Annotated in this window: 13 protein-coding genes; 8 read left to right on the top strand and 5 right to left on the bottom strand. The window is 58.1% G+C overall.

The window, feature by feature from the left end:
• Window positions 1-172 precede the first annotated feature (172 nt).
• Both ACAM29_RS04040 and ACAM29_RS04045 read left to right on the top strand, forming a co-directional pair.
• The gene (locus ACAM29_RS04040) at window positions 173-1,618 is read left to right on the top strand and encodes a coniferyl aldehyde dehydrogenase (RefSeq protein ID WP_369623267.1); all 1,446 of its coding nucleotides are present in this window, start codon (window positions 173-175) and stop codon (window positions 1,616-1,618) included.
• A gap of 7 nt (window positions 1,619-1,625) precedes the next feature.
• Window positions 1,626-2,369 (top strand): enoyl-CoA hydratase-related protein, encoded by a 744-nt coding sequence (locus ACAM29_RS04045; protein ID WP_369623268.1) that lies wholly within the window; start codon window positions 1,626-1,628, stop codon window positions 2,367-2,369.
• Between the two features lie 91 nt (window positions 2,370-2,460).
• Here ACAM29_RS04045 and bktB read toward each other — a convergent pair whose 3' ends face one another.
• From bktB to ACAM29_RS04070, 5 genes are all read right to left on the bottom strand, one after another.
• A complete protein-coding gene (gene bktB / locus ACAM29_RS04050; RefSeq protein WP_369623269.1) occupies window positions 2,461-3,639 on the bottom strand; it encodes a beta-ketothiolase BktB in 1,179 nt (392 codons plus the stop codon).
• An 87-nt stretch (window positions 3,640-3,726) separates the two neighbouring features.
• Window positions 3,727-5,259 carry a DUF1302 domain-containing protein gene (locus ACAM29_RS04055; protein WP_369623270.1) on the bottom strand — a complete coding sequence of 511 codons (1,533 nt, stop codon included), beginning with the start codon at window positions 5,257-5,259 and terminating at the stop codon, window positions 3,727-3,729.
• An 18-nt stretch (window positions 5,260-5,277) separates the two neighbouring features.
• Window positions 5,278-6,669, bottom strand: a complete 1,392-nt coding sequence (locus ACAM29_RS04060; RefSeq protein ID WP_369623271.1) for a DUF1329 domain-containing protein — start codon at window positions 6,667-6,669, stop codon at window positions 5,278-5,280.
• Window positions 6,670-6,885: 216 nt separating this feature from the next.
• Entirely contained in the window at window positions 6,886-7,980 is a 1,095-nt protein-coding gene (locus tag ACAM29_RS04065; RefSeq protein ID WP_369623272.1) for a Rieske 2Fe-2S domain-containing protein, read from the bottom strand.
• Window positions 7,981-8,126: 146 nt separating this feature from the next.
• Complete coding sequence (locus tag ACAM29_RS04070; protein WP_369623273.1) at window positions 8,127-9,458, bottom strand: spinster family MFS transporter; 1,332 nt, start codon at window positions 9,456-9,458, stop codon at window positions 8,127-8,129.
• A gap of 161 nt (window positions 9,459-9,619) precedes the next feature.
• Here ACAM29_RS04070 and ACAM29_RS04075 point away from each other — a divergent pair, with 161 nt between their 5' ends.
• The 6 genes from ACAM29_RS04075 (at window position 9,620) to ACAM29_RS04100 (ending at window position 18,425) form a co-directional block, all read left to right on the top strand.
• A complete protein-coding gene (locus tag ACAM29_RS04075; RefSeq protein WP_369623274.1) occupies window positions 9,620-10,696 on the top strand; it encodes an MBL fold metallo-hydrolase in 1,077 nt (358 codons plus the stop codon).
• A gap of 34 nt (window positions 10,697-10,730) precedes the next feature.
• Window positions 10,731-12,425 (top strand): class I adenylate-forming enzyme family protein, encoded by a 1,695-nt coding sequence (locus ACAM29_RS04080; RefSeq protein WP_369623275.1) that lies wholly within the window; start codon window positions 10,731-10,733, stop codon window positions 12,423-12,425.
• Between the two features lie 205 nt (window positions 12,426-12,630).
• Window positions 12,631-14,364 carry an FAD-dependent oxidoreductase gene (locus ACAM29_RS04085; protein WP_369623276.1) on the top strand — a complete coding sequence of 578 codons (1,734 nt, stop codon included), beginning with the start codon at window positions 12,631-12,633 and terminating at the stop codon, window positions 14,362-14,364.
• Window positions 14,361-16,046: an FAD-binding protein gene (locus ACAM29_RS04090; protein ID WP_369623277.1), complete on the top strand. Its 1,686-nt coding sequence runs from the start codon at window positions 14,361-14,363 to the stop codon at window positions 16,044-16,046. The genes ACAM29_RS04085 and ACAM29_RS04090 overlap by 4 nt, the downstream gene beginning before the upstream one ends.
• Window positions 16,047-16,057: 11 nt before the next feature.
• Window positions 16,058-16,816 carry an SDR family oxidoreductase gene (locus ACAM29_RS04095; RefSeq protein ID WP_369623278.1) on the top strand — a complete coding sequence of 253 codons (759 nt, stop codon included), beginning with the start codon at window positions 16,058-16,060 and terminating at the stop codon, window positions 16,814-16,816.
• 1 nt (window position 16,817) lies between these two features.
• Window positions 16,818-18,425, top strand: coding sequence for a FadD3 family acyl-CoA ligase (locus ACAM29_RS04100; RefSeq protein ID WP_369623279.1), 1,608 nt, complete (start codon window positions 16,818-16,820; stop codon window positions 18,423-18,425).
• Window positions 18,426-18,470: the final 45 nt, after the last annotated feature.

An 18,470-nucleotide genomic window follows, 5' to 3' on the forward strand; every position in this document is an offset into this window, starting at 1 on the left:
TCGAGTATTACAGTGGGCACAGGGGTGTTCATCGTCTTAATGGACTAACAGTTCAGGCGTGCAGTCGTCCGTCCGGACGAGGTATTCAGGGGCTTTAGACGGTAGTAATGTGACAGTCAAAAATATAAACAGGCGGTTTGAGTAAGCCGCCAGCCGAACCGAGGAGAAACCGATGGCTGATGCCGTTACGACCCCAGAGGCCATTGGCGCCCTGCTGCAGCGCCAACAGAACGCATTTAATCGTGAGGGCAGAGTGCCTGCCGAAGTCCGCAAGGCACGTATCCAGCAGGTGATCGATCTGCTGGTTGATCATTGTGACGCCCTTGCCGATGCAATGGGCTCTGACTTTGGAGAAGGCGGGGCCGGTGGGCGGCCACGCGCTTTTTCGATCATGAACGATATTCTGGGATCACTGGGTTCACTCAAGCATGCCCGTGATCATCTGGAGCAATGGATGCAGGCGGATCCGCGTCCGCCTTTTTCGCCCTATGATCAGCTGGGTGCTCAGGCTGAGGTCATGCATCAGCCAAAGGGCAGTGTGGGTATTATCGGCACCTGGAATGCACCGCTGTTTACTCTGTTCAGCCCGCTGGCCTGCGCACTTGCCGCCGGTAACCGCGCCATCCTCAAACCCTCCGAGGTAGTGCCGCAAACCGCTGCGCTGGTGGCCGAGCTGGTCAGTGCTCACCTTGATCCTGAAGTGGTGGGCGTTGTCACCGGTGATGCCGCAGTGGGCGCGACGTTTGCCTCCTCCCCCTTCAATCACCTGGTGTTTACCGGCAGTACGGTTGTTGGGCGCAAGATCATGCGTGCAGCGGCCGAAAATCTGGTGCCGGTCACACTGGAGCTGGGTGGCAAGTCGCCGGTGGTCATGGGGCGCAGTGCAGACCTCGATGATGCCTGCCGTCGCCTGGCCATTGCCAAGGGCACCAACGGCGGTCAGATCTGTATCTGCCCCGATATTCTCTATGTTCCTTCCGAGCAGGTTGAAAATGCCGTTTCGGCGCTGAAGGAGCATTTCCGCAGTTTCTACCCAAATGTGGATGGCAATCCGGACCTCGTTGCAGCTGTTAATGAACAGCACCTGCAGCGCGTGGAAAGCTATCTGGCGGATGCACGTGAACGCGGCGTATGTATCGAGTCCACTCACCCTGAGGCCGGTGATGAAACCCGCAAGCGTCCCCTGAAGCTGGTGATCGACCCGCCGGCTGACAGCCTGATCATGCAGGAGGAGATCTTTGGGTCGGCACTGGTGATCAAGCCTTATGACCAGCTGGATGAGGTCATAGACGATATCCACAGCCGCGGACGGCCACTGGCACTGTACTACTTCGGCTGGGATGCGGATGAAGAGCAGAAACTGTTGAGCCATACCCTGTCGGGTGGCGTCACCGTGAATGATCTGTTGATGCATGCCGCCATGCATGAAGCACCGTTTGGCGGTGTGGGCGCATCCGGCATGGGCCATTATCACGGTTATGAAGGCTTCCTGGAATTCAGCCACGCACGCACGGTTTTCCGAGCTCCTCAGTATGATCCACGCGCAGAGTGGGGGATGCTGCCGCCACACCATGATCAGTTTGAAAACATAATGCGTGCCCAGGTGACCAAGGATTGAGGTGAGGATGAGTACACTTTTACACACGCTGGATGCGGGAGTGCTTCACCTTACGCTCAACCGAGCGGACAAACGCAACGCATTCGACCGCGGGTTGTATGCGGCCCTGACTGATGCCATTCAGGCGGGAGACATTGATCCCGAGGTACGTGTCATTCAATTAATGGCCGAAGGTGGTTGTTTCAGTGCCGGCAACGATATCGCCGATTTTTTGGCCGAACCGGAACAGGGGCGACGTACCGACCCGCCCCTGAAGCTGCTGCAGGCAATGCGTGCCTGTCGCAAGCCAATTGTGGCGCAGGTCCATGGCAAGGCGGTGGGCATAGGGGCAACACTGCTGCTGCACTGTGATCTGGTCTATGTCAGTGAAGAGTCGGCGCTTGTGTTTCCCTTTGTGGCGCTGGGGCTGTGCCCTGAGGGTGGCAGCACTCAACTGATCCCGCAGCTGGCCGGTCATGTGAAGGCTTTTGAATGGCTGGTGCTGGGGCAGCCCTGCTCGGCAATGGAGGCGGCTCAGTGTGGGCTGGTCAATGCGGTCTTGCCCGTTGATCAGCTTTCAGATCAGGTCGACAGGGCAGTGACCCGACTGGCGGCGCTGGACCCTCAGGCGGTGCAGCAATCCAGTCGCCGTTTGCAATTGGCAGCAGGTGAGCAATTGGATGCCCTGATGCAGGCGGAGATGGATCTGTTCGAATCACTGCTGGAAGGTGAAGCCGCACAGCGGGCGTTGAAGGCTTTTGTGAGTCGCTGAATCGTTAAACGCTTGCCATCAGCAGGAAAAGGTAACAGGAAAAGGCTGCCATTTGTGCAGCCTTTTGCGTTTCAAGCGCTTACCGATGGATTCAGCAGCGTTCAATCAGCGCGGCTATACCCTGGCCACCGCCGATGCAGAGTGCGATCACCGCATAGCGGCCACCAATGCGCTGCAGCTCATGCAGGGCTTTAACCATGATGATACTGCCGGTAGCACCGATCGGATGCCCAAGGGAAATGCCGCTGCCGTTGGGGTTGAGGCGATCGGCGGGCAGGTTCAGCTCACGCTGTACCGCCAGCGCCTGAGCGGCAAAGGCTTCGTTGACTTCAAACAGGTCGATATCATCGGCCGTCAGCTGGTGGCGCTGCAGCAGTTCGCGAATGGCCGGCACCGGGCCGATGCCCATGATCTGCGGATCAACGCCGACCAGATGATAGTCCACCAGCCTGGCCATGGGTTTCAGTCCCTGGCGTTCGGCTTCGGCTGCACTGGTCATCAGCACCGCGGCGGCGGCATCGTTGATGCCCGAGGCGTTGCCCGCCGTTACGCTGCCATCCTTCTTGAATACGGGGCGCATCTTGCTGAGCTGGTCGAGCTGGCAGTCAAAGCGCACATGCTCATCGCGGCTGAACTGTTCGGACTTGCCGCGCTTGCCCACCTCGATCGGCACGATCTGTGACACAAAGCGACCGTCCTCAATCGCCTTCTGCGCACGCTGATGGCTGCTCAGAGCCAGCGCATCCTGATCCTCGCGGCTGACGTTGAACCGCTCGGCCACGTTCTCGGCGGTGACGCCCATATGATAGAGATTGAACGGGCAGGTGAGCACGCCGGTCATCGGGTCGACCATCTGGCTGTCACCCATGCGCTGACCGAAGCGCGCGCTGGGCAGGTGGTAGGGTGCACGTGACATCGACTCCGCGCCGCCTGCGATCACGGCATCACAGATGCCCAGCTGGATCTGTTGGGCTGCGGTAATGATGGCCTGCAGACCACTGCCGCACAGACGGTTGAGCGTCAGTGCCGTTGTGGTTTCGGGCAGGCCGCCCTTGATTGCCGCCACGCGGGACAGATACATGTCTGCGTTTTCGCTGTGAATCACATTACCGAACACCGCCTGACCGACCCGTTCAGGGGCGCAGCCGGTTTGTGCCAGCAACTGCTTGACCACTTCCGCGGCCAGTTCTGTCGGGCGCTGCTGCGCCAGTGAGCCACCGAAGCCACCGATGGCGGTTCGCAGGCCATTGATAAATACAACATCTTGCATGGGGTTGCTCCTCCGGTTAGCCCGAAAAAAGCCGGCCTCAAAAGAGGCCGGAAAGAAGTGAAGGAAAAACGTTGTATCAAACTCTGATCAGAATGCGTACTTCACACTGAGTGAAATGTTATCGCGATCTGTCAACAGCTTCTGTTCAACCGGGATGTCGGCATCGGCATCGCCCATGTAGGTCAGGTAATTAACCCCGACCTGAACACCGCTGCGGTGCGTGAAGTCGGCACCGATACTGAAACGGTGATCACCTTCGCCACCAATACCACCGGTCAGCGTACGGCCGCTGATCTGATGGGAGTAAGCCAGCGGCACACTCAGATCCCAGCTTTCGGTAATACCCGGATAGCTCAATGACAGACTGCTGGAGAATGCCAGGCCATGGCCAGTGTAGTAAAGCTCATCGGTTTCCGTACCCGGCAACCCATTTAAGCCGGTTGCATCCACATCCATGATATCGACGTAGGAGAGTTCAGCGGTGAGAGTAGTGGTGTCCGCAACCCAGGAACGACCGAAGTTTACGATGGCGTTTACGTTTGTCTGCATGATGTCAGCCCGTGCCGCTGATGGCATGGGAATCGTAAAACCACCGCCCACGGGCAACTGGGTGTTTACCAGAACCGGAGCGCCTTTTTTGTATGTGATCTCACCTGCAACGGATGCCATGCCCAAACTTGTGGTCATGGTGGCACCGTAGAGCTCGATATCATCGAAGTAGCGGATCTGGTAAGTGTTGTTCAGCGCATTGTACTGAGTCAACGGAATACGGTCGCTGTAACGCATGTAGTACAGGCCCCACTCCGTTTCCAGACTGGTACGGAACCGAGTGCCTATGCCCCACTGCCCAACTTCATCTGGCTCAATGTCATCACCCCGGACTCCAAAGGCACAGGGGGTAGTGGTCGACAATCCACCAAGACAGTTTGCACCTTCACCGACAGCATCGCTGGTACTGAGAAAGCTACCGGGCTCAGGTACTTGAGTGGGGTGCCAGTTATATTGTGCGTGAGCCAGCAGTGACCAGTTGGAATTCATCTCCAGCTGGGCAGAAACCTGGTCCTCAGGCAACAGAATGTCCTTTACCTCCACGCCCGGAATGCCGGATTTAGTGGCATCCGACGGACCCTGTGCCAGTGACATGCTCGGCATAAACAGAGCTTCACCCCAGGCAACTACATGTTTACCGGCGCGCAGGTTCAGGTAGCGATCCTGCCCCAGATCAAAACTGGTGTAGCCATAAAAATCCAACAGACGGGTATAGCCGCCGTGATATTTCTCGGCATCGGTGGTGAACTTGTCATCATCCTGATAAATGTCGTCATAGAAGGTGCTGGCCGACATCACCAGACCACTGTTGCCTTTGTGCAGTCGTCCTTCCATCAGCAGCGAAAGGCGATTGTTGATTAAATCACCCTGATCAAAGTTACGGTTGCCGCTGCTGTTCAGCAGGGTGTCGTCGGGGTCTTCCAGGCGGACACCGGTGCCATAGCTCAGCGTACCCTTCCAATCCAGGGTAACACCGTTGCCCATATCGATACTTTCGCCGGCCATGGCCGAAGACGTAGCGCCCGCAGCAACAATCGCGAGCGCCAGCAGGTTGGGTTTAAATCCTGTCATGACAAAATTCCTCGCAAGTTAGTGAGCACGACGACGCAGGGCCGCAGGAGTGAACATATCGGAATTGAGGCCACCGGCGTTCAGGATCGGGCCTTTCTCCTGGTCTTGGAACAGGTTGTAAGCCACATACCCACCGGTGGCGAGATCCTGGAAGAAGCTGGTGCCGGCTTGCCAGGCATCCATGTCGTAGGCGTAGTAGTAATTTACGAAACCATGATTAACCAACTCACCGCGGGTGTCATAGTAGTCACTCATCACGCCATGCCAGGTATCTTCATCAATGAACAGCACACGCTTGCCGAACTTGTGACGGTGGGTGTCTTTCAGGCTGCCTTCCAATACCCATACACGGCGCAATTCGTAGCGCAGCAGGTCCGGGTTGGCGTGGTTCGGTGTCAACAGTTCTTCATAGGAAACATCTTCTTCATGAACGCGGTAGGCGTTGGCCGGCACATACACTTCGCGCTTGCCTTTCAGTTCCCAGTTGTAGCGTTCAGGAGAGCCGTTCATCAAACGGTCCTGGTCGATGGTCATCTTGCCCGAGGTGCCTGCAGCCGGGGTATCGAAGCCGTATTCAGGCAGCTGGCGCACGCGGCGGGTACCCGGGTTGTAGGTCCAGGCCAGGCGCTGGCCCTGAGCAAAGTTCATCGGCTCGATTGAAACAGTCCGTTTGCCCTTATCACGGGTGGGCAATAAGGTGGAGTTATCGCTATAGGCCATGATCTCCCCAACAGGTTTGCCAATCTGGTCGGGCTGGGTGATCACGTTAAGTGCGGCGTTGCGTGTGCGTCCCCAGGTGATTTCGCCGTCCGTGTTTACATTCGCGAGGTCTCGAACTTCAGTCAGCTCGGTAAAAGCACGATACGGATAGTTATGGTTGGCCAGCACCTGCATCGCCTGGTTTTCGCCGGAGGGGACCGGGAAGGGGACAGGGCCCATGTAACCCTTGAAGCCCATACCGCCATCGATCAATTCCGCTTCTACCGCATTTTTCTTGGCGATTTCGCAGATCTCGTCCGGGTAACGGAAGTCACGACGACCTTGATAAACCGGAATACGGAAGCTGTCAGGAAAGCGCTGGAACAGGGCAATCTGACCTTCGGTCAGGTTAGCCTTGTACTCTTCCCAGTTCTGGCCGGTGATCTGAAACAGAGGTTTGTCTTCGTGGTAGGGATCAACCGGGTGCTGGCCAACATTGGGTGTGTAGTCGATGCCGGGCGGTGTACCCAGCCATTTGCCGGAGAACGGGGGAATGGTTCCTGCTTCGTTACCGGCTGCAACACCGCCCATGCAGGTAAGTTCGTTACCCAGTTTGGCGGCTTCCTCGGGTGAAACCTTGGCGTAAGCGGATGCGGACAGGGCCAGTGCGATCGAAGCCGCAAGCGGCTTCCACAAATGCTGCTTTCTCATCTTGCCTCCAGATGTGAACCCGATGACAGGACCAGTTCCTGTTGCGGGTCTGCAGTGGGTTTTATTGTTGTTGTCCGCTGATTGTTGAGGAGATGGCGGTCTAAAAAATCGTCTGAAAAGACTAGGCGGGTTGGTTTTTGTGTTTTGTATCTTCAAGAAAAACGGCATGAAAATCGCTATTCAGGCCGTTTTATGTCGCTAACAGACGTTAAGTTGTTATCTGTCGGTATACGGTGGGATGCCGTTGGGGACGTACACCCCTTCAACTTTGTCGAGGAATTCCGCCTTGCGATCCCGCGGGTTGAAAAACTGCTTATACCAGATGCGAGCCTTCATGAACGGACCATCGCTGGGGATAAACATGCCATTCAGGCAGGGCGCCTTGTTGGTCCATACCTCAAAGTCCTGAGCAAATGACAGCCGGCTGGCTTCCTGGAACTGGCGTGCCGCAATCTCATCTTCCACGGTAACCTTGTCATTTCCGTTGGGCGACTTTACCAGCAGAGAGTGCCAGACATGCACACTGCCATCTTCCACCGGCGTGTGGTTGATCATCAGAATCGATTCATAGAAACCGGTCAGGTAAGAAATCAGCACACCCGGGCCGTTGTAGGTAGTGATGGTGTGCAGAATGGGGCTGGCGCCGTCTTCACCCACCAGCGTGCGGTGCGGGCCGCACTGGCGCTGAATGGCCAAATGGCCTTTAAACTCGTTCTCGTAGCGCTGTACGGTGGAGCCGTGGATCGGGCTGAGGTGGCCGTAGTCACAGATATTATCGACCACTTCCTGCGGGTGCTGCTCAAGAATGCCCAGATCATCGAATTTCCACTGCACCCAGGACGGGTCGTCCCACTCGGGCAATGAAGGATGATCCCATTCGGGCTCGCCACCCTCAGGATCATGCCATACCCAGATGGCGCCCAGGCTTTCCTTCACGGTCCAGGACTTTACGCAGGCAGCCTTGGGGATCGGGCCTTCGTGATAGGGGATATCATCACACTGTCCATCAGGACCGAAGCGCCAGGCGTGGTAAGGGCAGCGAATGCTGTCGCCTTCGATATTGGTGCCACCGCCGTCAATGATGACGTAGGAGGTGTCATTGGGTGCTGCCAGGTGAGTCTTCATGTGCGGGCAGTAGGCGTCGAGCAGAACCACCTTTCCGGTGGCGCGGCCACGATAGAGGGCGAAATCGCGGCCGAAGAAACGCACCGCCAGCGGTTTGTGGGTATTGATCTCGTCAGCGGTTGCAATCATGAACCAGCCGCGAGGAAAGGCATAATCACCGAGCCGGTAGTCCTGAGATGTTGCCATGGGGAAACTCCTTGATCTTGTTGTTATCACCCGACCGATTCTGAATATCGGTCGGGTGCGGGACATACCCTGTTTGGACGATATGGGATCCTGCGCCTGACCTGCATCAAAAGAGTGACAGGGGCAGACAGGGTTTTGTGTGCGCGTCAGTTGAGATTGGCATCCAGCTCCACAAGGCGACGCTGGTAAGGCTTGATTGCCATTGCGTAGAGCAGGACCGTGATCAGCAGCAGGCCGAGAACGGTTGCCAGCGCCCAGCGCAGGCCGTCCGGACCCATGCTGCGGGTATAGAAATCACTGAGAGTGCCTGAAAGGAAGGGGCCAAGGCCTGCGCCGACAAGGGTCATGAACATGTTGACGAAAGCGGCGCCCATGGCGCGCTGCGAGCTGGTCAGCAGGTGGCTCACGGCGGCAAAGGTCAGGGTGGGCCACCAGCTTTGGAAGAAGGCAAAGCCGGCACAGAACAGCATGGCAAAGGGAATGTCATATCCGGCGATGTCAAAGGTGGATGTTTTGGGCCAGAGCAAAAAGGCGATGCCCATGGGCAGGCTGATCAGAATGCCCAGCATCGGCAGGGCGATCTGCCAGCGGGTATCACGCACAATGAGCCGATCGCAAAGCCAGCCGCAGAACAGGGTGCCCAGTACGGCAAACAGGCCGCTCGAAATGCCAAACAGCAGGCCGGCCTGGGCCAGTGACATTTCATAGGTGCGCAGCAGGAAAGTCGGTGCCCAGATGCCAAAGCCATAACCGACAACACCGGTCAGGGCGACGCCCATGCAAAGCAGAACAAAAGCACGTACCGCAAAGATGCTCTTGATTTGTGGCCCGACCTTGATATCGCGAGCCAAAGCGGCCTGGCGGCGTTCCTCTTCACTGTCAAAAACGCCGCGCCCCGGGTCGCGCGTGAAGAAAAAGAGGGTTGCCGCGATCAGTATGCCAGGGATGCCAAACGCGATGAAGGTGGTACGCCAGCCATAGGTCTGCGCAATATAGCCGCCGACAACCATGGCAATCAGCATGCCCATCTGCGGCCCCAGCATGAAGATGCCCATTGCCATTGAACGACGCGCTTTGGGATATAGATCCGCTACCATGGAGACAGAAGGGGCCATGCCTCCGGCCTCGCCGATGGCGACGGTCATGCGTGCGATCAGCAGCTGCCAAAAGCTGGTGGCCAGGCCACAGGCCATGGTAGCCATGCTCCAGAGGCCACAGCATATTGAGATCATCTTACGCCGATCCGCGCCCCGGTCGACCATACGACCTAGAGGAATTCCCAGAACGCCGTAGAGAACGGCAAAGGCGAGTCCGGTGAGCAGGCCCATCAGGGTATCGGAGGCGCCAAATTCCTGCTTTATGGGTTCAATCACGATCGCAATGACATTGCGGTCAATGAACGAAAATACATAAACCAGGGCCAGCAGGACCAGGGTGAAGTGACTCCGGGTGGTCACTTTGGGTGGCATGATCGACATTGCAGGGCTCCATTGGGATTATTCTTGTTGGTGACAAGTTACCCGAGTGGACTACTCAAACATCGTCCTTTTGGACGTAGTGAGGGTTTTGTGAATCGCGTGTTATGGGCATCGTCAACTTACCATCAACAGCCGGCGTGGCGCCGGACAAGGAGAGGGCTATGCCGGAACGTGAAACCGAGGCTCAGATCCGCCAGCGCAAGGCGGCCGAGCGGGATGCGCTGGAGTATCCTTACCCCAATCCTGCAGAGCCGGGTGAAGCGATCGAAATTGCAGCGGGCGTATTTTGGACCCGCATCCCCATGCCGATGGCGTTGGATCATATTAACGTTTATCTGCTGGCGGATGATGATGGCTGGTATCTGGTCGACACCGGACTGAATACGGACGAGTCACGTCAGTGCTGGCAAACTCTGGCGCAGCGCTATTTTCCGCAACAACCCCTGAAGGGGGTTATCTGTACTCACTTTCACTACGATCACGCAGGCCTGGCCAGCTGGTTGATGAAAGAGTTTAACGCGCCCCTGTATATGACGCACGGTGAGTACTTCACGATGCGTGCGCTGGCAAGCTCGGATACCACCATCAAGGAAGATGCGCAGCGCGCTTTCTTTCAGCGTACCGGTATGCCCGAAGAGCGATTTCAGAAAATGTTGGCGTCTCACCGACGTGACCCGTTCATGCCCGAATTTCCGCCCGCTTTTATCCGTCTGCGTGACAACGAAAGCCTCAATATCGGCGGACGCCGCTGGCAGGTCGTGATCGGTGAAGGGCACTCTCCCGAGCATGCCTGCCTCTACAGTGAGCAGGATCGTATCCTGTTGGCCGGTGATCAAATTTTGCCTGGCATCAGCTCCAACGTACTGGTCAGTGATGTCGAGCCCGAGGCAGACCCATTGAGCCTGTGGCTGAAATCGCTGGATCGACTGCAAACGTTGGCTGAAGATGCTCTGGTGCTGCCTGCTCATGGTTTGGTGTTCAAAGGCTTGCATACGCGTGTTGAACAGCTGCATGCACATCATCAGCGGCAGCTCGAAGTACTGATGGGGCCTGCCCGCAAGGGAGAGCAGTTTACTGCATGGGAGGCAATGAGCTGGCTGTTCCCGCGTGAACTCAAGTCGATCGAGCTGATGCTTGCACTGGGTGAGACGCTCGCTCATCTGAGTTATCTGTGTCGGAATGGATCACTTTATCGTCAGATGGACGAGGATGGGCTGGATCGTTACCGAGCACAATGATTGAATTCTGTTTACAACAATAAGAGGACACAACATGAATGCCATAGCAGGACAGGCTGCGGCCATTCGGGCTCAGTTGACAGCACCTGGAGCGCCATTCGAGCTATCCACGATTGAAACGACGAACGGGACGTACAAGGTCTATAAAAATGCAGCGCAGAATCTGGTTGAGCTGATCCGCCAATCCCGTCGGGATGACGATGAATGTTTTTTGGTATATCGGGATGACCGCTGGAGCTTTCGCCGTTTCTATGCCCACGTCGATGCGTTGGCATCCTGGATGTATTGCGAAGGAGTTAAACCGGGTGATCGTGTTGCGATCGCCATGCGCAACCGCCCGGAATGGGTCGCAATGTTTGTTGCGGCCGCTCGCCTGGGTGCGGTACCGGCACCGCTGAACAGTTTCGGTTTGGGTGAAGAGCTGCGCGATGCTCTGGGCGGGCTGAATGCGGCGGTTCTGGCCTGTGACAGCGATCGCCTCAACAGAATAGGGGTTGAGGCTGTTGCCGAGAATACGCGCATTTTGCTGGTAGGACCTGCACCAGAGGAAAATGCCCATCGTTGCCAGGCTTGGGATCAGGTGATGAGTCGTCCGGTCGGAACCTTGCCTGATGTAAACCCTGCACCGGAAGACCCGGCACTGATCCTGTTCACCTCAGGTGCAACCAGTCGTGCCAAAGCCGTGGTATCGAATCAACGCGCCGTCTGTCAGGCCTTGTTCAATATCGATTACATCAGCGCGATGTCGGTGATGAGCTCTCCTGATGCCCTGGCGCGCATTCAGTCAATGGCGCGAGCCCCGGTGATACTTACCGCTGTGCCTCTGTTCCATGTCAGTGGGTTGCATGCCCAGCTGTTGACGGCGTTACGCACAGGCCGACGCCTGGTGTTCATGCACAAGTGGGATCCCAAAGCAGCGGTTGAGCTGATGGCCCATGAGCAGGTCACCCAGTTCAATGGCGCGCCCTCTATGGTGATGCAGTTACTGCGTGAAGCCGACTTCCATTCGGCTGCCGTCAAAGGCGGTCTGGCGGGGCTGGGCTTTGGTGGCGCAGGCCTGCCCCAGGGACTGATTGATGAAGTACTGGATGCGCTGCCTGAACAACTGGTCGGCATCGGTTATGGCATGACCGAGTCGAACGGTGTCGGCGCGGGTATTTCCGGCGACCTGTTCCGCTTGCAGCCGACGGCTTCGGGGGTGGTATCGCCGCTCGTTGACGTTCGTGTTGAAGATCCGGCAGGCAATGCCCTGCCGGTTGGTGAAAATGGCGAAATATGTCTTCGCTCAATTGCCCTGATGGATGGCTATTTGGGGGATGAAAGTGCCAGCCGTGATGCGTTTCGGGATGGCTGGCTGCATACCGGCGACCTGGGTCATGTGGACAGCGACGGCTTCCTCTACATCGTTGACCGTCTTAAGGACGTGATCAACCGTGCCGGTGAAAATATTGCCGCGGCGGAGGTCGAGTCCTGTCTGCTGCGTCACCCGCTGGTGCGAGAAGCCGCCGTGCTGGGTGTTCCCGATGAGACAACCGGTGAAGCTGTGGTGGCCGTGGTCGCGATTCAGCCGGGTGAAGAGTTGGACGAAGCCGAACTGCAGGAGTTTGTCGGTGAGCATCTGGCCGCCTACAAGGTGCCGTCAATGATTTCCGTTCAGCAGGAAAAACTGCCACGCAATCCCGCCGGCAAATTGCTCAAGCAACAGATCAAAAAACAGCTTTTCCTCTAAACATCCACGTCCTTTCCTCTGTGCGGATACCCCCTGGGTGTCCGCCTTTTCATGTTCCCAGTAAGTCCTCTCCGCTTAGTCCGCTTTGACGATGCCCCACCCTGCAGCCCTTGCGCATCATGTGGCATGAGTGCCAATGGCATTGGCTTCAGGTCGCAGTCGGTCGGCTGCCCCCGGATTGAAAATAATAAAATGGAGATAGCAGATGACTTCACAGGCTAAAGTCACCGACACCTATGATGTGGTGGTGGTAGGGTCCGGTGCCGGTGCACTGACGGCGGCGATTTTTGCCGCCGACAAGGGCATGAGTGTGCTGATTGTCGAGAAAAGCGACAAGTACGGCGGTACATCGGCACTGTCGGGTGGCGGTATCTGGGTGCCCAACAACCATTTCTTCAAGGCCAAGGGCGGGAGTGACAGCTACGAAAAGGCGCTGACCTACCTGAAAGCATCGGTGGGCGAGCAAGTCGATGAGTCACGCCTGAGGGCCTACCTCGATAATGCACCCAAGATGATGCAATACCTGCAGGAAAACACCCGCTTGAACTACACGGTGGCCGAGCGCTACCCGGATTATTACCAACATCTGCCCGGCGCCGCTGCCGGTGGCCGCACCCTGGACCCGGAGCTGTTCGACACCAGCGCACTGGGTGATGAAGTGGATAACCTGCAGCCGGCCTCGCCGACAACCCTGCTGATGGGCAAGATCGCCTGGACGGCTCGTCATGCCCATAAGGCGATGGCGCGCGAGCGTGGCTGGCGACTGCTGCTGGTGTGGCTGATGCTGCGCTATAAGCTGGATTTCAAGCAGCGCCGCAAAACCAAACGTGACCGCCGCGCCGCGCTGGGCAACGCCCTGATCGCCTCGCTGCGTGCTTCGCTGATGGACCGTAAGGTTCCCCTCTGGCTGAACACCGATTTCCGCGAACTGGTGCAGAACGATGAGGGCCGTGTGACCGGTCTCATCGTCAAGCGCAACGGTCAGGAGCAGTTGATCAACGTACGTCAGGGCGTGATTCTGGGCTCCGGCGGTTTCGAGCAGAATCAGGCGCTGCGTGACAAATATTTGCCGAAACCGACCAAAGTGGAGTGGAGTGCCACACCACCGGGTCGCAACACCGGGGCGGCGCTGGAAGCCGGTCAGGCCATAGGTGCCGCGACGGCCATGCTGGACTGGGCCTGGTGGACCCCGACCATCAGCGTGCCGAAAGAGGAAAAGGCGCGGGGCGTGTTTGCCGAGCGTGCCTTCCCGGGTGCCATCGTCGTCAACGGCGAGGGCAAGCGCTTCGTCAACGAAGCGGTGGGCTACCTCGAATTCGTCGATGAGATGTACAAGGACAACATCAAGACCAACGGCAAGACCGTACCGGCATGGGTCATTTTCGATGCCCACTTCCGCTTCAACTATGCCATGGGGCCGTTGATGCCCTCACAGGTGATGCCCGACAGCCGCATGCCCAAGTCATGGCACAAAAATGTGTACTGGAAGGCTGACAGCCTCGAGGCGCTGGCAGCTGAAATCGGTGTGGATGCGACAGGCCTCAAGCACACGGTCGAGCGGGTCAATGGTTTCGCGGCCACCGGCAACGATGAAGACTTCCAGCGCGGTGGCAACGTGTTCGATCGTTACTACGGCGACAGCAACGTCAAACCCAACCCCTGTCTGGCACCGATCAAGAAAGGTCCCTTTTATGCCATGCGCCTGGATGCCGGGGATATCGGCACCAAGGGTGGCCTGCTGACCAATGAGAAAGGCTGTGTTGTGCGTGAGGACGGCAGTGAAATTCAGGGGCTTTACGCTATCGGCAACTGTTCCGCTTCGGTGATGGGAACCTCCTATCCGGGAGCGGGTGCAACGCTGGGACCGGCCATGACCTTTGCCTATATCGCCGTCAACGACCTGGTGCAGCAAAAAGCGAAGCAAAAGGTACCGGCATGAGTGTAGGCAGCATAACTCAAATCAGCGCACCACTGCGCTTACGGGAACCCGAACAGCAACGCTGGGAACAAGAGTGTGATGTGTTGGTCGTGGGGTGGGGCGCAGCCGGTGCCTGTGCCGCCATTGAAGCCCATGATCAGGGGGCGGATGTACTCGTGGTAGACCGTTTCCAGGGCGGCGGAGCCAGTGCCAAGAGTGGTGGCGTCGTCTATGCCGGTGGCGGCACGGCCCAGCAGCAGCGCGCCGGTTTTGCCGATACACCCGAGGCGATGTTCGACTACCTCAAGCATGAAACTCAGGGTGTGATCAGTGATGCCACCCTGAAACGCTTCTGCGATGAGAGTGTGTCGAACCTGCAATGGCTGGAAGCGATGGGGACACCCTATAGCCACACTCTACCGCCCGGCGGCAAAACTTCCTATCCCCAGGATGGTTACTACCTCTATTACTCCGGCAATGAGCTGGTACCGGCCTATCGCGGCGAACTGCCGCCGCCACCGCGAGGACACCGCACCGTGGGCAAGGGGCATGGCGGGGTCGTGCTGTATTCCCACCTGCAGGCCGCCTGTCGCCAGCGCGGTATCCGCAGCCTGACCCAGTCAGCGGTACGGCGGTTGGTGGTGAATGGTGAAAATCAGGTCATCGGCGCCGAGATCTGGTCGATGCCAGCCGACACCAAGGCCGCCAGACTGCATGCGCGCTGGGCGCAAAAGGCCGAAAAACTGCAGAATCTGGCACCCGGTTACTGTAACCGTTTAAGGCAGAGGCTAACGGCACTGGAGCGCAAACATGCCTGTCCCGTATTGGTGCGGGCGCGCAAGGGCGTGGTCCTCAGTACCGGCGGCTTTATCTTCAATAAAGAGCTGATTAAAGAGGTTGCACCCAAGTATCGCCGCAACTTCAAGATCGGCGCGACCGGCTGCGACGGCAGTGGTCTGCGGCTTGGTCTGTCGGTGGGTGCGGCATCGGACAGGCTGGATACCGTATCCGCCTGGCGCTTTATCAATCCGCCGCAGAAATGGCCCAAGGGGATCGTCGTCAACGCACGGGGTGAGCGCTTCTACAATGAAGAGGTGTACGGCGCCACCCTGGGCCATGCGATCTGCGAAGAGCAGAACGGCAAGGCCTGGCTGATCCTCGACAAGCCTCTGCGTCGACAATCGATTCGTCAGGCTCTGTTCGGCGGCTACTGGTGGTTCCAGTCGGTACCGGCATTGGCCATGTTGCTGCTCAGTGCCAAAAAAGGCGCAACTCCGGCTGAGCTGGCACGCAAAACCGGCATGGACACCGCTGCGCTTGAAGCTGCGTTGAGTGCCTACAACCAGGCGATCAGCAACGGCCAGCCTGACCCCATGGGCAAGTCCGCCGAGTCCTGCCAGGCCCTGCGCCAGGGGCCGTTTTATGCACTGGATATCTCCGTCAGCTCCGGGGTTCTGCCGCTGGGAGCGCTGACGCTGGGCGGGCTAAAAGTGGACGAGGACAGCGGTCAGGTACTGGATGCCAACGCGAATCCGGTCAAGGGCCTTTATGCGGCGGGCCGCACGGCCATAGGCATACCTTCCAATCTTTATATCAGTGGGCTTTCACTGGCGGACTGCGTGTTTTCAGGCCGCCGCGCCGGTGCAGCGGCTGCGGCTGAACAGCCTGCAGCAACGCACGCCGAAGCACTGGCAACAGCTTAAAGGATTCCAACATGAACAACTCAATGGACAACAAAATCGCACTGGTCACCGGTGCCGCCAGTGGTGTGGGGCTGGCCGTGACACATGCGCTGGTTGCAGCAGGTGCTCGCGTCATCATGACCGATCTGCAGGAAGCCCGTGGTCGAGCGGAAGCCGAAGCGCTGGGCAAGCATGTGCGCTTCATGACCATGGATGTGGCTGATCCCGATGACTGGGACAGCGTACTGGGCAGCATCCGTGAGCAGGAGGGCAGGCTGGACGTACTGGTCAACAACGCCGCCATTCTCAAGCCCGGCAGCATCGAAACCACCTCCTATGACGACTGGAAGCTGCTGCACCGCATCAACGCCGACAGCGTGTTTCTGGGCTGCCAGAAAGGACTGGAAATGCTGAAGGTTCAGGGTGGGTCGATCATTAACGTATCGTCCATCGCAGCCCTAGCCGGGCGCCCGGATTACCTGGCCTACAGTGCATCCAAAGGCTCGGTTGCAGCCATGACACGCGTCGTGGCGGCACACTGTCGTCGTGAAAAATACCGGGTGCGCTGCAACTCGGTACACCCCGATGGCGTGTTGACGCCAATGACCCGTGCCTCCTATCCGGAGGGCATCGACCCGAACAACTTCACCATCGACAAGGACCCGATGAACCGCATGTGCCAGCCGGAAGACGTGGCGGCTGCGGTGGCGTTTCTGGCATCGGACGAGGCGCGGGCGATCAACGGTATCGAGCTGCGGATAGACAGCGGCCAATTCATCATGAGTATTTGAGATGACCAGCATGCACACACAACTGAACATACCCCTGATGGCACAGACCACGCCGGAACTGGTATTTCAGGCCTCGCGGCAGTTTGCCGGCAGGGTTGCCATCGAAGACCACGACGAGAAGATCGATTATGCCGATCTCTCCAGTCGTGTACTGGAGGTCGCTCGCGGTTTAATGCGATTGGGGGTAAAACCGGGTGATCGGGTAGCGGTTTGGGCACCGAACTGCGCCCGCTGGATACTGGCAACCCTCGGTCTGCAGATGGCTGGAGCGGTATTGGTGCCGATCAATACACGCATGAAAGCCGCTGAAGCCCAGGATATCATCAGTCGCAGCGGCAGCCGTATCCTTTTCTCGGTGGGTGATTTTCTCGGTATCGACTATCCGGCTCAATTGAGCGAGCGATATGCCGACCTGCTCGACATGACCATCGTTATGAGCCCGCGCAGTGGCACTCCATTGGCCAACAGTCTGGAATGGGATGAATTCATCCAGCAGGGACAGATGGTCAGTGAATCCGCCGCACGGGTACGTGCCGCTGAACTCACCACCGACAGCCTGTCCGATCTGATGTTTACCTCCGGCACAACGGGCAAGCCCAAGGGCGTCATGAGTGCCCATGGCGCGGGCCTGCGTGCCTTTGCCGAGTTCGCCAGAATTTTGGGCTTGGTACCGGGTGACCGTTTCCTGATCGTGAACCCGTTCTTCCACACCTTCGGCTACAAGGCGGGATGGCTGTGCAGCCTGATGTGCGGCGTTACCATTCTGCCGCACCCGGTGTTCGATGCCGATGAGGTGCTGGAGCGGATCGAACGCGACAAGGTATCGGTTCTGCCGGGACCGCCGACGCTCTACCTGTCGCTGCTGGCTCACCCGCAGCTGGCGCAGAAAGACCTGAGCAGCCTGCGTGCGGCGTCCACCGGTTCCTCATCCATCCCGCCCATCCTGATCGAGCGGATGCGCAACGAGCTGGGCTTCAAGGTAGTCACCACCGCCTATGGCCTGACCGAATGCAGCGGCATCGCCACCATCTGTGATCCTGATGATCCCGCCGAAGTGATCGCCGGAACCAGCGGCAAGGCCATAGCCGGCACCGAAGTGGCGATCTTCGACCAGGAAGGCCGACAGCTGGGCCCCAACGAGGATGGCGAGATCTGCATCCGCAGCCCCAACATCATGCTGGGTTACTACCAGAACAAGGAAGCCACGGCCGAAGCGATCGACGCCGACAACTGGTTGCACACGGGGGATGTGGGCTCGCTGGACGAGAACGGCTACCTGCGTATCACCGGCCGCCTGAAGGATATGTTCATCGTCGGCGGGTTCAACTGCTACCCGGCCGAGATCGAAGCGGCACTGGTGGAGCATCCCGAAGTGGCTCAGGCGGCCGTGATCGGTGTGCCGGACGAGCGTATGGGCGAGGTGGGTTGCGCCTTTATCGTCAAGCGCCACGGCAGCAACCTCGATGAAAAGGGACTGATTCAGTGGTCGCGTGAACAGATGGCCAACTACAAGGTGCCGCGGCAGGTTCGCTTTGTGTCGGCCCTGCCGGTGAATGCGTCCAGCAAGGTCGACAAGCTGATCCTCAAGCGGGATTACGCCCAGGCCTGACACGATAACTTGACCACAAAATGGCTGAAACCCATTCACAAGGGC

The organism is Marinobacterium sp. BA1, assembly GCF_041155135.1.
GTDB lineage: Bacteria > Pseudomonadota > Gammaproteobacteria > Pseudomonadales > Balneatricaceae > Marinobacterium > Marinobacterium iners.